The sequence below is a fragment of the Flavobacterium sp. S87F.05.LMB.W.Kidney.N genome (assembly GCF_004366435.1).
GTDB lineage: Bacteria > Bacteroidota > Bacteroidia > Flavobacteriales > Flavobacteriaceae > Flavobacterium.
In genome coordinates, this window is record NZ_SODX01000001.1 from 525,531 (window position 1) to 545,330 (window position 19,800).

General features: G+C 32.4%; 20 protein-coding genes. 9 read left to right on the plus strand and 11 right to left on the minus strand.

Features of this window, described 5'->3' with window-relative positions; all coding sequences use genetic code 11:
- Positions 1 to 83: 83 nt before the first annotated feature.
- Positions 84 to 1,043, plus strand: coding sequence for an outer membrane beta-barrel protein (locus EDB96_RS02340; protein WP_057115850.1), 960 nt, complete (start codon positions 84 to 86; stop codon positions 1,041 to 1,043).
- Between the two features lie 237 nt (positions 1,044 to 1,280).
- On the opposite strand, the gene EDB96_RS02345 is transcribed toward EDB96_RS02340, so the two are convergent.
- The 4 genes from EDB96_RS02345 to EDB96_RS02360 form a co-directional block, all read right to left on the minus strand.
- Positions 1,281 to 2,273 (minus strand): Gfo/Idh/MocA family protein, encoded by a 993-nt coding sequence (locus EDB96_RS02345; protein WP_134139036.1) that lies wholly within the window; start codon positions 2,271 to 2,273, stop codon positions 1,281 to 1,283.
- Between the two features lie 228 nt (positions 2,274 to 2,501).
- A complete protein-coding gene (locus tag EDB96_RS02350; protein ID WP_134139037.1) occupies positions 2,502 to 4,604 on the minus strand; it encodes a prolyl oligopeptidase family serine peptidase in 2,103 nt (700 codons plus the stop codon).
- Between the two features lie 228 nt (positions 4,605 to 4,832).
- Entirely contained in the window at positions 4,833 to 7,040 is a 2,208-nt protein-coding gene (locus tag EDB96_RS02355; protein ID WP_134139039.1) for a TonB-dependent receptor, read from the minus strand.
- Between the two features lie 166 nt (positions 7,041 to 7,206).
- The gene (locus tag EDB96_RS02360) at positions 7,207 to 7,560 is read right to left on the minus strand and encodes a hypothetical protein (protein WP_166669261.1); all 354 of its coding nucleotides are present in this window, start codon (positions 7,558 to 7,560) and stop codon (positions 7,207 to 7,209) included.
- Positions 7,561 to 7,782: 222 nt separating this feature from the next.
- On the opposite strand from EDB96_RS02360, the gene EDB96_RS02365 reads away from it, so the two are divergent.
- Entirely contained in the window at positions 7,783 to 8,487 is a 705-nt protein-coding gene (locus EDB96_RS02365) for a porin family protein (RefSeq protein WP_057115855.1), read from the plus strand.
- Here EDB96_RS02365 and EDB96_RS02370 read toward each other — a convergent pair.
- Positions 8,482 to 9,087 (minus strand): hypothetical protein, encoded by a 606-nt coding sequence (locus EDB96_RS02370; RefSeq protein ID WP_057115999.1) that lies wholly within the window; start codon positions 9,085 to 9,087, stop codon positions 8,482 to 8,484. The two genes, EDB96_RS02365 and EDB96_RS02370, sit on opposite strands and share 6 nt — an antisense overlap.
- A gap of 132 nt (positions 9,088 to 9,219) precedes the next feature.
- On the opposite strand from EDB96_RS02370, the gene EDB96_RS02375 reads away from it, so the two are divergent.
- From EDB96_RS02375 to EDB96_RS02395, 5 genes are all read left to right on the plus strand, one after another.
- Complete coding sequence (locus tag EDB96_RS02375; protein ID WP_134139042.1) at positions 9,220 to 11,688, plus strand: bifunctional UDP-N-acetylmuramoyl-tripeptide:D-alanyl-D-alanine ligase/alanine racemase; 2,469 nt, start codon at positions 9,220 to 9,222, stop codon at positions 11,686 to 11,688.
- A 68-nt stretch (positions 11,689 to 11,756) separates the two neighbouring features.
- A complete protein-coding gene (gene mscL, locus EDB96_RS02380; protein WP_134139043.1) occupies positions 11,757 to 12,140 on the plus strand; it encodes a large conductance mechanosensitive channel protein MscL in 384 nt (127 codons plus the stop codon).
- 175 nt (positions 12,141 to 12,315) lie between these two features.
- Positions 12,316 to 13,305, plus strand: a complete 990-nt coding sequence (locus EDB96_RS02385; RefSeq protein ID WP_057115858.1) for an aspartate-semialdehyde dehydrogenase — start codon at positions 12,316 to 12,318, stop codon at positions 13,303 to 13,305.
- A gap of 177 nt (positions 13,306 to 13,482) precedes the next feature.
- Positions 13,483 to 13,965 (plus strand): hypothetical protein, encoded by a 483-nt coding sequence (locus EDB96_RS02390; protein ID WP_134139045.1) that lies wholly within the window; start codon positions 13,483 to 13,485, stop codon positions 13,963 to 13,965.
- 100 nt (positions 13,966 to 14,065) lie between these two features.
- Entirely contained in the window at positions 14,066 to 14,464 is a 399-nt protein-coding gene (locus EDB96_RS02395; protein ID WP_134139046.1) for an SMI1/KNR4 family protein, read from the plus strand.
- A gap of 99 nt (positions 14,465 to 14,563) precedes the next feature.
- Here EDB96_RS02395 and EDB96_RS02400 read toward each other — a convergent pair whose 3' ends face one another.
- Both EDB96_RS02400 and EDB96_RS02405 read right to left on the minus strand, forming a co-directional pair.
- Entirely contained in the window at positions 14,564 to 15,112 is a 549-nt protein-coding gene (locus EDB96_RS02400) for a hypothetical protein (protein WP_134139047.1), read from the minus strand.
- A gap of 1 nt (position 15,113) precedes the next feature.
- Entirely contained in the window at positions 15,114 to 15,668 is a 555-nt protein-coding gene (locus EDB96_RS02405; protein ID WP_134139049.1) for a hypothetical protein, read from the minus strand.
- A 280-nt stretch (positions 15,669 to 15,948) separates the two neighbouring features.
- Here EDB96_RS02405 and EDB96_RS02410 point away from each other — a divergent pair, with 280 nt between their 5' ends.
- Positions 15,949 to 16,497 carry a YcxB family protein gene (locus EDB96_RS02410; protein ID WP_134139051.1) on the plus strand — a complete coding sequence of 183 codons (549 nt, stop codon included), beginning with the start codon at positions 15,949 to 15,951 and terminating at the stop codon, positions 16,495 to 16,497.
- Between the two features lie 53 nt (positions 16,498 to 16,550).
- Positions 16,551 to 17,159 carry a DUF1877 family protein gene (locus EDB96_RS02415; protein ID WP_057115866.1) on the plus strand — a complete coding sequence of 203 codons (609 nt, stop codon included), beginning with the start codon at positions 16,551 to 16,553 and terminating at the stop codon, positions 17,157 to 17,159.
- A gap of 39 nt (positions 17,160 to 17,198) precedes the next feature.
- Here the strand turns inward: EDB96_RS02415 and EDB96_RS02420 are convergent, their stop codons facing one another.
- The 4 genes from EDB96_RS02420 to EDB96_RS02435 form a co-directional block, all read right to left on the minus strand.
- Entirely contained in the window at positions 17,199 to 17,516 is a 318-nt protein-coding gene (locus EDB96_RS02420; RefSeq protein WP_026982672.1) for a 2Fe-2S iron-sulfur cluster-binding protein, read from the minus strand.
- Positions 17,517 to 17,575: 59 nt separating this feature from the next.
- Positions 17,576 to 18,058, minus strand: coding sequence for a hypothetical protein (locus tag EDB96_RS02425; RefSeq protein WP_057115869.1), 483 nt, complete (start codon positions 18,056 to 18,058; stop codon positions 17,576 to 17,578).
- A gap of 212 nt (positions 18,059 to 18,270) precedes the next feature.
- On the minus strand, positions 18,271 to 18,510 hold the full coding sequence (locus tag EDB96_RS02430) for a NifU family protein (RefSeq protein WP_057116000.1): 240 nt from the start codon (positions 18,508 to 18,510) through the stop codon (positions 18,271 to 18,273).
- 117 nt (positions 18,511 to 18,627) lie between these two features.
- Complete coding sequence (locus EDB96_RS02435) at positions 18,628 to 19,758, minus strand: Mrp/NBP35 family ATP-binding protein (RefSeq protein WP_057115871.1); 1,131 nt, start codon at positions 19,756 to 19,758, stop codon at positions 18,628 to 18,630.
- Positions 19,759 to 19,800 lie beyond the last annotated feature (42 nt).

A 19,800-nucleotide genomic window follows, 5' to 3' on the forward strand; every position in this document is an offset into this window, starting at 1 on the left:
GTTTTCGTGCCAAGTCTAACTTTACAAACTATAAGAATATGTTAAAATACTCTAAGTTTGTATTAATCAATTAAATCAGAATTATGAAAAAGAACCTATTTTTATTAGGATTATTAGTTTGCTCTATGGCCACAATGGCGCAAACAGAAAAAGCAGATAAACCAGAAAGCTGGTATTTTAAACTAGGTGGATCTTATTTTATTCAAACAGCAGCTACAGAGTTTCCAATTGTAAATGGTGCATTGCCTAATACCGATGTTTATGCCGCAGATGGTACAACATTACTTTCAAGAGAAACAAATCACGGCTCATTTGGGGAAGGATTTCGTACAGGTATAACTGCAGGATATCGTTTTACAGCTCGTTTGGGAGTTGAAATGGGAATTAATTATTTTAGCAGTGCTAGTAAAACTATGGTTCAAACCACTAATAGATTAGTTGCTGCTGGACCTACCTTTGCTAGTGGAAAAGCAGTTGGGAAAATTGAAGCTTTTGATGTTGCTCCAGCTCTTGTATTGTTTTTAGGAGAATCTCATGGCTTTGAACCTTATACGAAAGTAGGAGTTATTGTACCTATACACGGAGATTTAACAATCGAAACTACTAGAACTTACACTAATCCTGCGGGAGTTGTCAATAGTTATGCTAAAGATGTAGTAAAACCAAATCCAACAGTAGGGTTTTTGGCAGCTTTAGGAACATCATATAAATTAGGTAAGCACATAGCTGTTTTTGCAGAATTAGAGTACCGTAACTTTACTGTTCATGGTAAAAGTAAAGAAACAGAGGTATATACTGAAAATGGTGTAGACAAATTAAACACGCCTACATCTTTCCGTCCAGACGCTTCTTATTCTGCTAGTCATGTTGATTACGTTAAGCAATTAAACACAGGGTCTAATCACTATTTGTTTAATCCAAATACTGCAACAACAAATATTCCTACCGATACAACTAGACCTAATGATGCTATGAATGATATTAGTTCATATGTTGGAATCTCTGGATTAGGTTTGACTTTCGGTCTTAAATACAGCTTGTAATTTTAGACTTTTTATAGTTTACAAAAAGAGGATATTCGAAAGAATATCCTCTTTTTTTTACAGATACCAGCCTTTGTCAAAGTTTTTACGATGAATTGCCTCCAGCTTTAGCTGGAGGTTGAAAATGGACTAGAATAAAAAGGCTTTAGCCAAACCTAAATTTGGCTAAAGCCCTATTACTGTAATAAATTCATAAACCTCCAGCTAAAGCTTGAGGCAATTCAATTCTAAATGCTATTATTTTGAAGAATTCCTAAACTCTTTCAAAACTTCATCAATAACCCAAGTCGTTCTTGAACCAGAAATTCCTTTTGATGGAGAAGCGCCATCTCCTAATAGTTCAGCAATAACAGTTTCTATAAATGGCTGTTGAATATGTAATGGATTTTCTATCGTAATACTTTCTTTTTCTCCATCTGCATATTGAATATGCAAAGGATCATTGCCAAAAGTTGAGAAAGAAATTTTTCCTTTATCACCCACAATTTCAGTATTATCATAACGTTCAAAACTGGCAAAATTCCATAGACCAGATCCGTGAATTCCGTTTTCGAATAAAAACGACATCGAAACAGCATCTTCAGCAGGATAAGCTTGTAATTGAGAAGTTGCATGACCGCGAACAGACTTTATCGGACCTAAGACGAAATCTAGAAAATCTAGAGTATGACACGCTAAATCAACAAAAATTCCACCCCCGGAAATGTGAGGCAGAACAGTCCACGGAAGATTAATTTCATCATCATAGCGTTGCTCAAAAGGATGATATAAAACACAGTTTACATGTCTTATTGTTCCTAATTTTCCTTGGTCGATGATTTCTTTTATTTTTAAGAAACGTGGTAAAGCTCTTCTATAATAAGCAACAAACAAAGGAACATTATGTTCTTTGCAAACGCTGATCATTTCATTGCATTCTTCAAAAGTCAGCGCCATTGGTTTTTCAACATAAACTGGTTTTCCGGCTTTGGCACATAAAATAGTATATTCTTTATGAGATGAGGGAGGAGTTGCGATATAAACAGCATCAACTTCTGGATCATTAATTAAATCTGCGGCATTAGAATACCATTTTGGAACATTATGGCGTTTTGCATAATCTTCAGCAAGTGCAGCATCTCTTCGCATTACAGCAACTAAAGCAGAGTTTGGGGCTTTCTGAAAAGCTGGTCCGCTTTTTACTTCGGTTACATTCCCACAGCCTATAATTCCCCATTTTATAATTTTCATCGTTTGGTTTTTTAGTTTCTCAAATTTAAAAAAGGTTTGCCACGAATTACACGAATTGTCACGAATTTATTTTTTGAATTTTTGCCACAGATTAAAGGATTTTCACAGATTAAATTAAAAGCACGCGAATAAATCATTTTAATCCTTTTATATGTGGCAAAAAAGAAAGCCACAAATTCACAAAATATATTCGTGAATTCGTGGCTTAAAAAAATCCAGTTTAAAGTTTTACTTTTTCGGTAAAGCTTTAAAACCCATATTGTAAAGTGTGAAAGCTTGAATGTCTACATTTTCTTGTATCGAAGCAGCAACAGATTTTCCTGCACCGTGACCAGCTTTAACATCAATTCTAATTAATACCGGATTTTCTCCTGTCTGTTTTTCTTGTAATTCAGAAGCAAATTTGAAACTATGCGCTGGAACCACACGATCATCATGATCACCTGTAGTTACCATTGTTGCAGGATAATGAGTTCCTTTTTTAACATTATGAACAGGAGAATATCCTTTTAAGTATTCAAACATTTCTTTGTTGTCTTGAGCAGTTCCATAATCAAAAGCCCATCCTGCACCAGCTGTAAAAGCATTGTAACGAAGCATATCCATAACCCCAACCGCTGGTAAAGCCACTTTCATTAAATCAGGACGCTGCGTCATAGTTGCTCCAACTAATAAACCTCCGTTCGATCCTCCGCGAATAGCTAGATAATCTGATGAAGTATATTTTTGAGCAATTAAGTATTCTGCCGCAGCAATAAAATCATCAAATACATTTTGTTTTTGCAATTTTGTTCCTGCATCATGCCATTTTTTACCGTACTCGCCGCCGCCTCTTAAATTGGCAACTGCATAAATACCTCCGTTTTCCATCCAAACAGCATTTGCAATACTGAAACTTGGAGTTAAACTAATATTGAATCCACCGTAACCGTAAAGGATAGTTGGGTTTTTACCGTCTAATTTGATTCCTTTTTTATAAGTAATAATCATTGGAACTTTTGTGCCGTCTTTTGAAGTGTAGAATACTTGTTTAGACTCGTAATCTTCACTTTTGAAATCAACTTTTGGTTTTTGATATACTTCTGATTTACCAGATTTTGGTTCAAAAGAATAAATACTTCCTGGAGTTGTGTAATTTGTAAAGCTGTAATACAAAATCTTTTCTTCTTTTTTGCCGCCAAATCCGCCTGCAGTTCCAACAGCAGGAAGTTTGATTTCGCGAACCAATTTTCCGTTGTAATCATATTGCTGTACAAACGAAACAGCATCTTTTGTATAATTAGCAAAGAAGTATCCTGCTCCAGTTGAAGGAGATAAAACATTTTCAGTTTCTTTGATAAAATCTTTCCAGTTTTCCACCTTCGGATTTGCAGCATCTACAGTAACTACGCGTACGTTTGGAGCATTTAAGTCAGTTTCTATAAATAACTTAGTTCCCTCATTTTCAATAATTGAGTTTGAACTATTGAAATTATCTACAATCGTAACAATTGGACTATTAGGTTTCGTCAAATCTTTGATGTACAATTCATTTCCATAAGTAGAATTGGCAGCAGAAATAATTAAAAAATGATCATCTTCGGTAACATAACCACTTACATATCTTCTTTTTTGATCTGCACCAAAAATTACTTTATCCTCTTTTTGAGAAGTTCCCAGTTTATGAAAATACAATTTATGCTGATCTGTTTTGGCAGATAATTCACTTCCTTTCGGTTTGTCATAACTAGAATAGTAGAAACCTTCATTTCCGTGCCAAGAAACCCCGCTGAATTTTACATCAACTAAAGTATCTTCTAAAACTTTTTTAGAAATAGCATCAATTATAATTACTTTTCTCCAGTCGCTTCCTCCTTCAGAAATAGAATAAGCGGCTTTGTTTCCGTCTTTAGAGAAATCTAAACCTCCAAGAGAAGTTGTTCCGTCTTTAGAAAATGTATTCGGATCTAAGAAAACTTCTTCTTTTCCATTTGCATCTTTTCTATAAACAACAGATTGATTTTGAAGACCATTATTTTTAGAATAATAAGTAAACTTTCCTTCTTTAAAAGGAGCACCTATTTTTTCATAGTTCCATAGTTTTTCCATTCGTTTTTTGAGTTCTTCACGAAACGGAATTTTATCTAAATATCCATAAGTAACTTCATTCTCAGCTTTTACCCAAGCTCCAGTTTCTGCAGATTTGTCGTCTTCAAGCCATCGGTACGGATCGCTTACTTTGGTATCAAAATATACATCAACAGTTTCTCCTTTTTTTGTTTCAGGGTATTTTAGCTGCCCGAATGAAATTCCTGCGGTTGTAAGTGTCATTAATAAAAATGTTTTTTTCATAGTTAGTTTTTATCTGTTGTAACAAAAATAGCACTTTTTGTGAGATTGGTAAATGTTTAACGCAAAGAGCGCAATGTTTTAATCTCGCAAAGACGCGAAGTCGCAAAGAGGTTTTTTTAACTTTGCGTCTCTGCGTCTCTGCGTCTCTGCGAGATTTTTTAATTACAACTTTTTAAATTTAGCGAACTTTGTGTAAACTCTTTGTGCTCTTTGCGGTTAAATTAAATATTATAGATTAAAATTTACTCCCAAAACGATATTTCTTCCAATATTCGGAATACCGTCTGTTTTTAATCTAGAAAGGTGTGCAATATATTTTTTATCAAATAAATTGTTTCCGTTTAAGTTAATGTCAAATGCTGTTTTTCCTAGTTTTACAGTTCCTCCAAAACCTAAATTTACTAAAGTATAACCTTTAGAAGCAGTTTCAAATCCGCTTACATTATCTTGGCTGAAAGTAGACGAAACATTTAATGAAGCAAAACCTTCGCTTAACCAATCTTTGATATTAAATTCAGTTCTAAGCGTGTTGTTCCAATTGTTAGCAGGAATTAAAGGCAGATAATCATCATTGTCTTTTTTACCTGTTACAGTTTCAAAACTAGTTTCAAAATGTAACCAATCTAAAGGATGCGGGTGAAAGTGTAAACCAACTTCGCCTCCAAACAATTTTGCATTATCCTGGACATAAGCAAAAACATCATTATCATCTAAAACGTCTCCAGTTGGAGAGGTATAAATATAATTGTTTACGTGATTGTAAAATCCGTTAACAAAGAATTCGAAATGTGTGTTTTTGTATTCTAAGTTCAAATCAGTCTGAACGTTTTGTTCTGTTTTCAAATTAGCATTTCCAATTTCATAACGATTTGTTCCTTCGTGAACACCGTTTGAAGTTAATTCGGCTAAGTTTGGTGCTCTAAAACCAGTTGCCACATTTAAACGAAGCGTCAACGGTTCCGCCAGTTTTGTTTTATATCCCAAAGAAGCATTAAAACTGTCAAACGATCTATCTAAAGCTTGAAAATAGCCTTCTTCGCCTTCAGTTCCGTGAGCAATTGAAGTAATATTTCTGTTATCAAAACGCAATCCGGCTTGAATAACACTATTGTCCCATTCGTAATTCGCAGTTCCAAAAACGCCAAAATCATTTGTTGTAGCATCTGGAATTAAATATTCTTCACCAGAATTTTTATTGGTTTGATGCATTCCCTGAACTCCAAAAATAGTTTCGATTTTTCCGAATTTAGGTAAATGATATTTTGCATTATAGTTGAAAGTATTCAATTTCATATGAAGAGAAGCTTCGTTGCTGTCTTCAAATTCGCTTCTATCATTCGCGATATAACCTAAGTCAACGTCTAATTTTGAGTTTTCAAAAAAGATAACATTATTCAAACTCAATAAATGATTAAAAATTCCTTGTCTCGGAAATTGAGTGTCTTTGCTTGAAGATTGTTCCGCAATTCCATCTTCTGGAATTCCAATGTCCAATTTGTTGTAATTGTATCTTAAAACACTTGAAAAGCTTGAATTGCTGTATCCAATTCCAGTTTTAAAATCAGTTTCATTGTAGCGTGAATTGGTTACGCGGTCGCCATCGGCAATTTTGTAATCAGAATGTGTGTTGTAACTTCCACGAGCTAAGAATTTCCAATTATCTGTCGAAGTTTTTAATCCGATAGAAGAATTACTTCCTTGCGTATTAGTAAAATATTTTTGACTGAAATTAGCTTTAAAATCTCCAGCATCAGCAAATTTTTCGGGGTTAAAATATAAAACACCTCCCAAAGCATCGGAACCATATAATAAGGAAGCTGGTCCTTTTATAACTTCGACACTTTCGATTCCGGCATCATTTAAACCTAAACCATGTTCGTCTCCAAACTGCTGATTTTCGATACGAACACCTTGAGAATACACTAAAACACGATTACCGCTAAGTCCGCGAATTACAGGTTTTCCGATAGAAGTTCCAGTCGAAATCTGAGAAACTCCAGGAATTGTTGCTAAACCTTCAATTAAAGTTGAGGTACCTTTTTGCTGTAATGTTTTGATGCTTTCGTGCTCAATTTTCATTACGTTTTGCGATTGCAATTTATTAAAAGGCGTAGAAACAACCACTTCATCCATTTCTAAAACAGATTCTAAAAGAATAATATCAAGGGTATTTTCCTTTACTAATTTCGCAATAGTTTGATTCTGATTAGCATATCCAACATAAGAAAAAGCAATGCGAAGACTTCCGTTTGGAAGATTTTTTAATTCGTATTTTCCGTTCACATCTGTTGTTGTTCCTTTATGTAATTCAGGTGCGTAAACTGAAACTCCTGGTAATGGCTGATTTTGAGCATCGGTTACAATACCTGAAACCGAATTTTGAGCAGTAAGAATGCTCGAGAACCCTAAAATAAGGGCAATTATAATTTTTTTCATTTGAAAATGATGCTATAGTTAAATTGATTTTTTCTTTTTTGAATGAAAACCAAAACAAGCAGCAAAGCATTCTGATCCTAATTAAAAATAAGTTAGGATTAGGAAACTCAACGCAGTTTCAATTTAAAATAAAAAGAAAATGTGATTTTTTTAGAAACCGAAAAATTTAAGAAACTACAGCAAAAGGAGGTCCGCGCAATAAATAGGCGCTTGGGGAAACAGAAAAAATCTTTTCTGACAGCGGAAAGAAATAAGGAATATCGCTGTTGAAATAATAAAACTGAAAAGAGAAATCTTGCGGAACCACAAATGATTCAAACGCAAAATTACAAACAAAACAAACTTCATAATTATGATGCTGGTGCGTTATTTCTCCGCTGGGATCATTGTACTTATGATGACACTGCTTTTCTGAAAGCTGTTTTGCAATATGCTCATAACTGTGTATCGACTGAAACAATATCGAGAACAATATTGTTACAGCAAAAGATAAACTTAATATGAGCTGTTTTTTCTTCATTTCCAGCAAAGGTATAAAAGATAAAAAGAAAATTCATTTATTTTTTGCTTATCCCTATTGATTTATTGCAAAAAACGCAGCAATTAATTTTAATCTCCAACAAAAAGAGAATATTTATATTTCTTATCGTTACTAGAAAAAGCATTATGTTATATTTGTATATGAAATAAATAGACGCAGAAGAGCGTTTATTTTTAAAACCTTTTAAAACCAAACCACGATATGCGAATTATTTTTAGCTGCTTGTTTTTACTCACTTTTTTTAGCTCTTTTGCACAGGAAGAAGTTAAACCTGAAGTAAAACCAGTAATCAAAATTGATTCTTTATATCGAGAAGATCAGTTTTTCTTTTCGGTTACCTATAACATGTTTACTGATATTCCTGATAAGTTTAAACAGAATAAATTTTCTTTGGGACTTTCTGGAGGTTTTCTGCGCGATATGCCGGTTAACAAATCAAGAACAGTATCAATTGCTGCCGGTTTAGGATTAAGCTATCAAAATTATTATCAAAATCTAACCATTTTTCAAGATGGATCAGGTGCAATTGCTTATGGGGTAAATGATTACGGAGAATTTGTTTCAAATCGTTATAAACAATATTCTGTAGATCTTCCGATAGAATTTAGATGGAGAAATTCAACTTATGAAAGCACTAAATTCTGGCGTATTTATGGCGGTGTGAAATTGAGTTATGTTTTTTCGAGTGCATCAATTTTGGATGATGGAGAGAAAACCTATAAAATCAATAATAATCCCGATATCAATAAATTTCAATACGGGCCTTATCTTGCCGCGGGATATAATACCTGGAACATATATATTTACTACGGTTTAAATCCGTTGTTTAATTCTGCCACTACTGGGGCTGGCGAAAAAATCAATTTGAAAACTTTAAATGCCGGATTGATCTTTTATATTTTATAACCACAGATATAAAAATAAAAGCTGGGGCATAATTCCAATAAATAATCCAATTAATATTTCTCTTGATGTATGTGCATTCATCTCTAAACGGGATGAAGCCACAACTCCAGATAATAAAATAAGCAAAGCTGGCCAATACGGATTATGCATTTGCAGGTGAATGTTTAAGCCAATTACAAAAATGGCAAAACCACAAATAGCAACCATATGTAAACTTGCCTTTACTTTAAATAGTGTACTTACTAAAGCCAAAATTGTACTAAACAAGGCTCCCAGAAAAAAGAAATGAAGTTCAGGATAACGAATAATAACTATACTTCGTTTTACCAGTAAAATATACAAAAAGCACTGTAAAATTAACGGAATGGTGCGTTCTGAAGTCTGGCTCAGCATGATCGATTTTACATGTCCAGTGGATCGCAGCAATAAATAAAATAAAACAGGAACAACCACATTAATCACCAAAATCTGGATTAAAACAAAATATTTTTCCTGTGTGCTAAAAATGTCTCCTTTATAGAATAAATAAAACAATGTTGCATACAACGATATAAAAATGGGGTGTAATATATAGGAGAAAATAGGAAGTAACTTTTTCAAAACGCTCAAATTTGTGGTAATAAACAAATATACAGAAATATAAATAGCGAAGCTAAAACGCTTTATTTTTTAAGAAAATCACAACTCTTTTCTATCTTTAATATCTTAATTTTGAAAAAAAGATTTTCCTAAATGAGCCTAAATTTAAAAAGCCTAGTTTCAGTTCTTAATGCCAAATGGATTGGCTCTGATGAATCTATTTCTATAGATCATATTTCGATTGACAGCCGTTCACTCCAAAACGGACCTCAGACATTATTTTTTGCCTTGGCCGGCATAAACAATGATGCTCATTTATTTATTCCCGATTTAATAGAAAAAGGAGTGCAGAACTTTGTTGTGCAATATATTCCCGATAATTATTCTGGAAAAGCTAATTTTTTGGTTGTTGAAAATACGCTGGAAGCATTACAGAAATTTGCAGCATATTATAGAAATCTTTTTCATTTTCCAGTTATTGGATTAACGGGAAGTAACGGAAAAACGATAGTAAAAGAATGGCTTAACTTTTTACTAAGCCCAGAATACAATATTATCAGAAGTCCAAAAAGTTACAATTCGCAGGTTGGTGTGCCGCTTTCGGTAATTGCCATTAACGAAAAACACAATCTCGGAATTTTTGAAGCTGGAATTTCTACGGTTAACGAAATGGTTAATCTCGAAAAAATCATTAAACCTACAATTGGCGTGCTCACAAATATTGGAAGCGCACACGATGAAGGCTTTTTAAATTTAGTGCAAAAGATTGATGAAAAATTGCTTTTATTTAAAGACTGCCCAGTTATTATTTATCAAAAAAATGAAGTTGTAGATTCTTGTTTGACACAATTTGCAGCCGAATATATGCTTCATCCTCGAAAACTTTTTTCATGGAGTTTTACCGATAAAACTGCTGATGTTTTTATTCTGAAAAAAGAAAGTAAAAACGATCACACCCAGATTCAATATCAATATCAAAATGAAATTTTTGATTTAGAAATTCCGTTCAGTGATTCGGCTTCTGTAAAAAACAGTATTTCTTGTTTATTGGTTTTATTGCATTTTAACTATGATCAGGCAGCGATTCAAAATCGAATCCAGATGCTTTATCCCGTTCGAATGCGCCTTGAAGTTAAGAATGGAATTAACAATTGCAGTATAATAGATGATAGTTACAGCTCCGATTTTCAATCGTTAAAAATCGCTTTAGATTTCTTGGAAAGCCAAAAAAAGAATGCTGCCAAAACAGTTATTTTGTCGGATATTTTTCAAAGCGGATTTTCCAATGAAGAATTGTACTCAAAAGTTGCTGACTTAATTGCTTCTAATAAAATAAACCGTATAATTGGAATTGGAGAAACGATTAGCGCTTTCGCCTCTAAATTTTCAAACATTACTATTTTTCCAACTAAAAATGACTTTATCGAGGCCATTGAAAGTTTAAATTTTGCCAATGAAACCATTTTAATAAAAGGAGCAAGGTCGTTTCATTTTGAAGAAATTGTTTCAATGCTTGAAGAGAAAACACACGAAACGGTTCTTGAAATTAATCTCGATGCAATCAGCCATAACTTTAACTACTACAAATCAAAATTGGCACCAAATGTGAAAATGATGGTAATGGTTAAGGCTTTTGGTTATGGAAACGGAGGTTTGGAGATCGCTAAATTATTAGAACATCATAAAGTAGATTATTTAGGTGTGGCTTTCGCCGATGAAGGGATTTTGTTAAAAAACGGCGGTATCAAACTGCCTATTATGGTTTTAAATCCAGAATCGACAAGTTTTCCATCTATTATACAATATCAGTTAGAACCTGAAATTTACAGCATAAAAGGGCTGAATGCCTTTTTGAAAATTGCCCGCGAAAAGAATCTAAAAGATTTCCCGATTCATATTAAAATTGATACTGGAATGCATCGTTTAGGTTTTGAAGACAATACGATCGGCGAATTGATCGCTACTTTAAAAGGAAATTCAACCGTTCGTGTTCAAAGTGTTCTATCGCATTTGGCAACAAGCGATGAACCAAAACATTATGCATTTGTAAACCAACAAATCAACTTATTTGACAGACTATCGTCAAAATTAATAAGCGAATTAAATATCAATCCGATTCGTCATATTTTAAATACGTCTGGAATTAGCAATTTCCCGAATGCCCAATACAATATGGTGCGTTTAGGAATTGGTTTGTATGGAGTTTCCAACGATCCATTAGAACAAAAATATTTGGAAAATGTTGGAACCTTAAAATCGATTATTTCGCAGGTTCGAACTATTCCCGCTGGAGACAGCGTGGGTTACGGACGCCGTTTTATGGCCGAAAAAGAAACTAAAATTGCTACAATTCCAATTGGTTATGCTGACGGAATTGCCAGATTGTGGGGAAATGAAGTTGGTTTTGTTGTCATAAAAAATCAAAAAGCACCAATTGTTGGAAGTGTCTGTATGGATATGCTGATGGTAAACGTAACCGAAATAGATTGCAAAGAAGGCGATTCTGTAATTATTTTCGGCGAAAGCCCAACCGTTATTGAAATGGCAGCAGCTTTAAAAACAATTCCGTACGAGATTATGACGAGTATTTCGCAGCGCGTAAAACGGGTATTTTTCCGATAATCTTAAAAACTTTCAATAAAATTCCGTATTTTCGATATTCACTTATTATAAACACAAACACGTTAGATATGGGATTTTTTTCAGAATTTAAGGCATTTGCAATGAAAGGCAACGTAGTTGATCTTGCTGTTGCAGTAATTATTGGAGCGGCTTTTGGTAAAATTGTAAGTTCATTTATTGAAGATGTAATTACGCCTTTAGTATTAAAACCTGCTTTAGATGCAGCTCATTTGTCAAGAATAGAAGATTTAACAGCTTTTGGAGGTGTTAAGTACGGAATGTTTCTTTCTGCAGTAATTAACTTTATTATTGTGGCATTTGTTTTGTTTCTGATAATTAAAGGATTAAACAGTCTTAAAAAGAAAGAAGAACCAGCTCCAAATCAACCTGCAGCACCAACTCAGGAAGAATTGCTTACTCAAATTAGAGATTTATTGAAAAATAAACAATAAGATATAATACCGCTACACTAAGTCTAACTTAACCGCCTTCTAAAGAGGCGGTTTTTTTACAAAATGTTTATTTTGCAACATTTTGTTATTTTTTGTGAATCACCTTGTTTAGACTTTTATTATACTTATTTTTGTCCTATAAAATTTGATTATTGAATTATTTAAAAATATAAAAATGAGAATTGCAGTTGTAGGTGCTACCGGAATGGTTGGCGAAGTAATGCTTAAAGTTTTAGCGGAAAGAAATTTTCCGGTTACAGAATTAATTCCTGTTGCTTCTGAAAGATCAGTAGGAAAAGAAATTGAATACAAAGGAACAAAATATAAAGTAGTAGGCTTACAAACAGCTGTTGATATGAAAGCGGATATCGCTGTTTTTTCTGCAGGTGGAGATACTTCATTAGAATGGGCTCCTAAATTTGCTGCAGCAGGAACAACTGTTATCGACAACTCATCTGCTTGGAGAATGGATCCTACTAAAAAATTGGTAGTTCCAGAAATCAATGCTTCTGTATTGACAAAAGAAGATAAAATTATTGCAAATCCAAACTGTTCTACTATTCAAATGGTATTGGCTTTGGCTCCATTGCACAAAAAATACAACATTAAAAGAATCATTGTTTCTACTTACCAATCGATTACTGGAACTGGTGTAAAAGCGGTAAAACAATTAGAAAATGAGTACGCAGGAATTCAAGGTGATATGGCTTACAAATATCCAATTCACAGAAACGCGATTCCACACTGCGATAGTTTTGAAGAAAACGGATACACTAAAGAAGAAATGAAATTAGTTCGTGAAACTCAAAAAATTCTTGGTGATAACACGATTAGAGTTACAGCTACTGCAGTTCGTGTACCAGTTGTAGGCGGACATAGCGAAGCGGTAAACGTTGAGTTTACAAATGATTTTGATGTGAACGAAGTTCGCGAAATTCTACACCATACTGATGGAGTTGTAGTTCAGGATAATTTAGATACCTTTACTTATCCAATGCCATTATACGCAGAAGGTAAAAATGATGTTTTTGTTGGAAGAATCCGTCGTGACGAAAGCCAGCCAAATACATTAAACATGTGGATCGTTGCTGACAACTTAAGAAAAGGCGCTGCAACAAACACGATTCAAATCGCTGAATATTTAATTCAAGCAGGTTTGGTATAATCTGAGAGATTAAAGAAAATTGTTATAAAGAAAAAGCCGTAATTGCAAGATTGTAATTACGGCTTTTTTGATTTTATAAATGGCTTATTTTGTTTGTTTTATGGCTTGACAAGATTACTTTAAAGATATATTTTGGATAATTTTGAGCTCAATTTAAATATCTTAGATTTAAAGTTAATGAAACCAGGGATTAAACCAATTTATTTATTGGTTGGAAACATAGTAGCTAAAAGATATTTTGGACCAAATAAAGAAATTAAAAACGGGACAAAAAATTTTAGCGGAGGGACAAAAGTTTATATAATTGATTGGTATCCGGGTATGTGTGAAACCATCGTTGTTGTAGGACTTCATAGAAAAACAAAGAGGATTATATCAGTTTGTATTAAAGCAAATTTAGTTGAGAATTTAAGAATAAAAAATGTTTACAAGAAACACATAATAAGAAAAGTAAAAGAACGGCATGGTGAATTTGATCAGCAATTCATAAAGGAATTAGCTGAAGAAATGTTAGAATTTATCCCAATGTGGAAGAGAAACTTTAAGAACTTTTCAGATGAATCAAATATCAAAAATCTTCATAGTTACCCAATATTTAATTTAAGTATTTCTGGCATATTTAAGAGTTTAAAGAAACTTGTTATAAAGAGAAAGCCGTAATTGCAGTAATGTAATTACGGCTTTTTTGAATTCTATTGGATTGTTTTTTGTTATCTAGTGTTTAAAAATTACTTTTGTAAATAGAGTTAAATTAAGTTTTATGGCATTTCCAGTCGATCTAAAATATATAATTGAAACGGAAGAAGAATTAGGAGTAAGCTTTCCTACTTTATTCAAAGAAAAAATGACAGCAGAAAATGGAGGTGAAGCTATAACCGAAAACGATAATTGGAATCTTTACCCGTTTTTTGATAAGAGCGATAAGAAGAGAATAAGCAGAACTTGCAATCATATTGTTTTAGAAACCAAACAAGCTAGAGAATGGGATAATTTTCCGTTAAATGCAATTGCTATTGCAGGAAACGGCTGTGGTGATTACTTAATTCTTATTTCTTTAGATAACAATAAAAAATTAAGTGAACATATTTATCTGTGGCATCATGAAACTGGAGATTATGAACAAGTTGCAGAAAATATAAAAGGATTAATTGAATCGTAGTCAGCTATTTAAATTTGTTTAATAAAAAATATTATAAAGAAAAAGCCGTAATTACAAGAATGTAATTACGGCTTTTCTGATTTTAATTAAAGTTGAAAATTATTTCTTTCTCATTAATTCTTCACCACAAGCTTTACCAATTTTTTGAACCAAATCACCATTTTTTGGATCTTGTAAATCTGCAGGGCGTATATTTTGTTCTTTCAATTTAGAAATGGCACAATCTGCAATAAAAGAAGCTTTTTCGCTGCTTAGACCAGTACGAACAAAACCATACTTTAAAATTGTTTTGTATTTTTCTTCAGTATTTGAATCCCAGCTATTTTTTACTTCAGATTTGGATAGCGTTTTGCATTTTACGAATGATTCTTGTGCACATTCTTTTCCCATATTCATAACACTTAGAGAAGTTTCTGGTGTTTGCGCGTCATTCGGTTTTAAATTTTTACTCTTCATTTTCTCAAGAACACAATCAGAAACGTAAATTATCTGATCTTCAGAGAATATACCTTTTCCTGCGCTCTGTAAACTGTCTTTGAATGCCTTTTTGAATTCGGTTTCTTTTTCTGGTGTCCATTCATTTTTGTTGCAAGAGAATAATGTCAAAGCAATCAGGGCAATACCAATGTAATTTAGAAATTTGTTCATTTTAGTTGTTCATTTTAGTTGTTTTTTGTAATTGTTCCGAGCAGTACGTTCCGGTTTTTAGAATGACATCCTTATAATTAGGATCATTTAAATCTGCCAGACTTACATTTTGCATCATTAAATAATAAGCGGTACAATCAGCAATGACTGATGCTTGTTCGCTTTTTAGACCGTTTTCAAGAAAAATATTTTTTAAAGTAGCCTTATATAATTTGTTGATTTCTGGATTCCAAACTTTGGCTACATCAGCGTTAGTCAATGTATTTATAAACGAGTTTTTAGCACACTCAGCTTCTATCTTTTTTATCATTTCTACATTTTCAGGTTTCCTAGTATCATCTTGGTTTAAATTTTTGCTCTTAATTTGCTCAAAAATGCAATCAGCGATATAATTGATCTGCTTATCTGAAAGGATACTTTTTTCTTTGGTTTGTATATTCTGTTTTATATCCTTTTTGAAGATGGCTTCTTTCTCTGGTGTCCATTCGTTTTTGTTGCATGAAAATAAAGTAACTGTCAATAATGTAATGCCGATAAAGCTTAAAATTCCTTTCATTTTGGTCATTGTTGTTAATTATAAATAATTTAAAAAGAGCTTAAGAAGATTTTTGTTGCTCTAATTTTTCGCAAAAGTAATTTTTAAGAAAGGACTGTTTGGTCTTTAAAAGACATAATAGTGTTATAAAAAGACAAATATATTTCGAAATAAAACCTTATAATATTATAATTATGTCTTTAGGGGTCACTGCAAAGGTGTTAACAGTATTTGTTTTGCAGAAAGTATAAGTTTTGAAACTAAAACTATCAAATTACGGATGTAGCATTATTATAAAAATATGGAAATAAATTTTACCCTAACAGAAAACGACTTTTTACAACAACAACTCTATCTAGCATCAAAAAGTAAACTAATTAAAAAACAAAAAAAATTAGCTAGAGTATTTGTGACACTAATACTGTTGCTAATAGGATTTTTGTTTTATTTGAATAAATGTTTAGTTGAGGCTTGTTACTTTACGAGTGCTGGAATTGTTTGTTTTTTTATTTTTCCAATATATTTAAAACATTATTATCAAAGACTTTTTAAAAAATATGTAAATGAAAATCTTAAAGAGAGAGTTGGTATTGTGTCAAGTATAATATTTAAAGAAGATTTATTTGAAACTACTAGTGAGAATATTGGAAAAGCAGAATTGAATTTTTCTTCATTTGAGAATATAATTGAAATTGCAGATTATTTTTTTATTACTTTTAAAGCATCTGGAAACTTGATGATTCCTAAAGATAAAATTGAGAATGTTGAAAATCTAAGAAATAAATTAAAAACAATTACTGAAAAACAACAAATCGATTTCCTTTCAGAACTAGATTGGAAGTGGAAATAAAACCTTGATTTTATCAAACAGAAAACTTAAATTCATTTTTTTAACTCATAATGATGGGATTAGATTTACATCTTTTTTCAATTCCAGGAAAAGCTGATTTTGTTATTGAGAAAGCAAAATCAAACTTGTCGTATGCTATAGATTTTGATAAAATTTTAGATGTTAAAACTTTAAGGCTTCATTTAAAAATGATCCAGAAAAATTCAGATGTAAATACTGAAAATAGATTAGAAGAATTAATAGAGGACTCGATTAAGGTCGTCTATTTTTATCCAAATCAAAATATTGAAAATTATAACTTTTATAGTCGGACACGAGGCTACGATACCATTAATTATCTCTTAAAACATTATTTAAAGGATAAAAACAAAATTAAGGTCTCAGAGATTTTCTATTCAGGAATTATGATTGAAAATGATTCGCAATTTGTAAGATTTGAGTATATAAATCAGGAAAAAGTGAACGAAATTTATAATCTTCTAAAATGTGTTGAATTTGATGAGCTTATTAAATATTATAATCTAGAAGAAATGCAGAATATAGTTTATAAACTAATACATCCTGATAAATTTGTTTACTTGAAAGAAGAATTCAACGAACTTAAAAGATTTTACGAAGAAGCAGAAAAGCTTAATGCTTTTGTTGTTGTAAAAATTTCATAAAAAAAGCGAGAACTTTTAAATTCTCGCTTTTTTTTATTTTTAATATTCCGGAGCCAGTTCTAATTCCAGTCCTTCTAATTCTGTAGTAATTGGAATCTGACAGCCTAAACGACTATTAGATTTAACATAAAACGCTTCCGAAAGCATGGCTTCTTCTTCATCTCCCATTTCTGGTAATGCAACATCATTAAGAACATAACACTGGCAGGAAGCGCACATGGCCATTCCGCCACAGGTTCCTTCAACAGGAAGTTCGTATGCTTTGCATAACTCCATTATATTCATTGCCATATCAGTTGGAGCCTGTAATTCGTGTATAACTCCCTCTCGATCCTTAATCTTTATTAATACATCCATTTTTAATTATTGGAATTTTATTGTAGAATTTGAAAACGTGTTCAAATTCCTTATTAATTTTAACTTTTTTCTTTTAAGCTAAAAGCATATTCTTTTCGATTACTGTCTTTAAGGCGCATTTTTACACCAATAATATTGCCTCCTTTTTCTAATATCGTGACAACTGAAATAACAGAATAATAATCCTTATCTGATTGAAATATTAATGTTCCCTCGTAAGTAGAATTTAATATTCCTTGTTTGTCTGTCTGAGCACTAAGTTTTCTTGGGTGCGCGAATTCGGCAGAGCTGTAAGTTGCTTTATTTGAGAATTTAGCTTTTCCTTCGCAAAGGTCATATAAAAAATCATAATTGCCAATTCTCAAGGTACCTTCTTCATTTGTTCCTTTGGTAGAAAAAATAATCTGTCCCGAATATTGAAAGTCAGACCATTCTTCAGATTCATTTACCCATGCTTTGTCGGCAAAAAGCGTTTGACTCTGTTGAGCATAATTTACAGCGCTTGTAAACAATAATATAAAAAGAGCGTAGTATTTTCTCATAAGTTTAGATTTTAGGGTTATGTTTACAAATTTAAATTAAAATGTAACAAATCTCTAACTAAAACTCTTAAAACTTTGAGTTGTTTTTTGTGAATGTCGCAAAAACCATTGCTTTTTGAAGGTTTTTTTAGTGTTTTTTTAAACAAATCATAATAAGGCTTATTATTCTTGTTAATTATAAAACTTTACTTTCAAAAAAAATGAATTTTTTGTTACATAATATTTACCACCGTTTCTATTTGTGGTGCATATTTTTTTATCGTTGTTTCAACACCTGCTTTCAACGTCATTTGATTTACGCTGCAGCTAATACAAGCTCCTTCCAGGCGAACTTTTACATGTTTATCGTCTTCAATAGAAATTAATGAAATGTCTCCTCCATCTGATTTCAAGAATGGCCTAATCTCATCTAAAGCCAATAAAACATTATTTGTTAATTCTTCTGTTGTCATAATATTTAATGTGTCAATTAAATAATGTGCCAATGAGATAATGTGTTAATTAGATAATTTTAAAATTATCCTAAATTACTTTAAATCATTATCTCATTGCCTCATTGTCTAAATTATCTAATTCTTTTTTACTGCTGAGCAGCCAGCCATAGTTGTAATCTTGATAGCTTCTGTTGCTGGTAAACTTTCGTTTCTGTTTACTGTTTGCTGTACAACGTTACGTGTAATTTCTTCAAATACTTTTTCTATAGGAGAAGCTGTTTGCAATGCTGCTGGGCGACCGTAATCTCCCGCTTCACGAATAGATTGTACAATAGGAACTTCTCCTAAAAATGGCACATCTAAATCTGCAGCAAGGTTTTTAGCACCTTCTTGTCCAAAGATGTAATATTTATTGTCAGGTAATTCTTCTGGTGTAAAGTACGCCATATTTTCAATAATTCCCAAAACAGGAACATTAATATTATCCTGCATAAACATTGCAACTCCTTTTTTAGCATCTGCTAAAGCTACAGCTTGTGGAGTACTTACTACAACAGCTCCAGTAATTGGTAAAGACTGCATGATAGATAAGTGAATGTCTCCAGTTCCTGGAGGTAAATCAAGAAGCATGAAATCTAATTCTCCCCAGTCTGCATCAAAAATCATTTGATTTAATGCTTTTGCTGCCATTGGACCTCTCCAAATTACAGCCTGACTTGGAGCCGTAAAAAATCCGATTGAAAGCATTTTGATTTCATAACTTTCAATAGGTTTCATTTTTGATTTTCCGTCAACAGTAATAGAAACTGGTTTTTCGTTTTCAACGTCGAACATAATCGGCATCGAAGGACCGTAAATGTCGGCATCGAGAACACCAACCTTAAATCCCATTTTTGCAAGTGTAACAGCAAGATTTGCAGTTACAGTAGATTTTCCTACTCCTCCTTTACCAGAAGCAACTGCAATGATATTTTTGATTCCAGGAATAGCACGGCCTTTGATTTCAGGCTTCTCTGGAGATTCTACTTTAATATTTACTTTTACTTTAGCATCAGGCGATATTAACTCGTGAATTGTCTTTTTAATATCATCTTCAGCTCTTTTTTTAATGTGCATCGCAGGCGTGTGCAGCACTAAGTCTACCACAGCTTCATCACCAAAAGTTATAACATTGGTTACAGCGCCGCTTTCCACCATATTTTTTCCTTCTCCAGCAATAGTAATTGTTTCTAAAGCCTTAAGAATTTCTTTTCTATCTAATTTCATTGTAATGGGCTATTTTTCTATTGTATGAAGTCGGTTTAAATA

Coding starts and splice junctions, on each gene's coding strand:
- EDB96_RS02365 (WP_057115855.1), top strand. CDS start 7,783: ATGCGAATTATTTTTAGCTGCTTGTTTTTACTCACTTTTTTTAGCTCT.
- EDB96_RS02410 (WP_134139051.1), top strand. CDS start 15,949: ATGGAAATAAATTTTACCCTAACAGAAAACGACTTTTTACAACAACAA.
- EDB96_RS02360 (WP_166669261.1), bottom strand. CDS start 7,560: ATGAAGAAAAAACAGCTCATATTAAGTTTATCTTTTGCTGTAACAATA.
- EDB96_RS02415 (WP_057115866.1), top strand. CDS start 16,551: ATGGGATTAGATTTACATCTTTTTTCAATTCCAGGAAAAGCTGATTTT.
- EDB96_RS02385 (WP_057115858.1), top strand. CDS start 12,316: ATGAGAATTGCAGTTGTAGGTGCTACCGGAATGGTTGGCGAAGTAATG.
- EDB96_RS02435 (WP_057115871.1), bottom strand. CDS start 19,758: ATGAAATTAGATAGAAAAGAAATTCTTAAGGCTTTAGAAACAATTACT.
- EDB96_RS02375 (WP_134139042.1), top strand. CDS start 9,220: ATGAGCCTAAATTTAAAAAGCCTAGTTTCAGTTCTTAATGCCAAATGG.
- mscL (WP_134139043.1), top strand. CDS start 11,757: ATGGGATTTTTTTCAGAATTTAAGGCATTTGCAATGAAAGGCAACGTA.
- EDB96_RS02390 (WP_134139045.1), top strand. CDS start 13,483: ATGAAACCAGGGATTAAACCAATTTATTTATTGGTTGGAAACATAGTA.
- EDB96_RS02400 (WP_134139047.1), bottom strand. CDS start 15,112: ATGAACAAATTTCTAAATTACATTGGTATTGCCCTGATTGCTTTGACA.
- EDB96_RS02355 (WP_134139039.1), bottom strand. CDS start 7,040: ATGAAAAAAATTATAATTGCCCTTATTTTAGGGTTCTCGAGCATTCTT.
- EDB96_RS02340 (WP_057115850.1), top strand. CDS start 84: ATGAAAAAGAACCTATTTTTATTAGGATTATTAGTTTGCTCTATGGCC.
- EDB96_RS02425 (WP_057115869.1), bottom strand. CDS start 18,058: ATGAGAAAATACTACGCTCTTTTTATATTATTGTTTACAAGCGCTGTA.
- EDB96_RS02405 (WP_134139049.1), bottom strand. CDS start 15,668: ATGAAAGGAATTTTAAGCTTTATCGGCATTACATTATTGACAGTTACT.
- EDB96_RS02395 (WP_134139046.1), top strand. CDS start 14,066: ATGGCATTTCCAGTCGATCTAAAATATATAATTGAAACGGAAGAAGAA.
- EDB96_RS02420 (WP_026982672.1), bottom strand. CDS start 17,516: ATGGATGTATTAATAAAGATTAAGGATCGAGAGGGAGTTATACACGAA.
- EDB96_RS02430 (WP_057116000.1), bottom strand. CDS start 18,510: ATGACAACAGAAGAATTAACAAATAATGTTTTATTGGCTTTAGATGAG.
- EDB96_RS02345 (WP_134139036.1), bottom strand. CDS start 2,273: ATGAAAATTATAAAATGGGGAATTATAGGCTGTGGGAATGTAACCGAA.
- EDB96_RS02350 (WP_134139037.1), bottom strand. CDS start 4,604: ATGAAAAAAACATTTTTATTAATGACACTTACAACCGCAGGAATTTCA.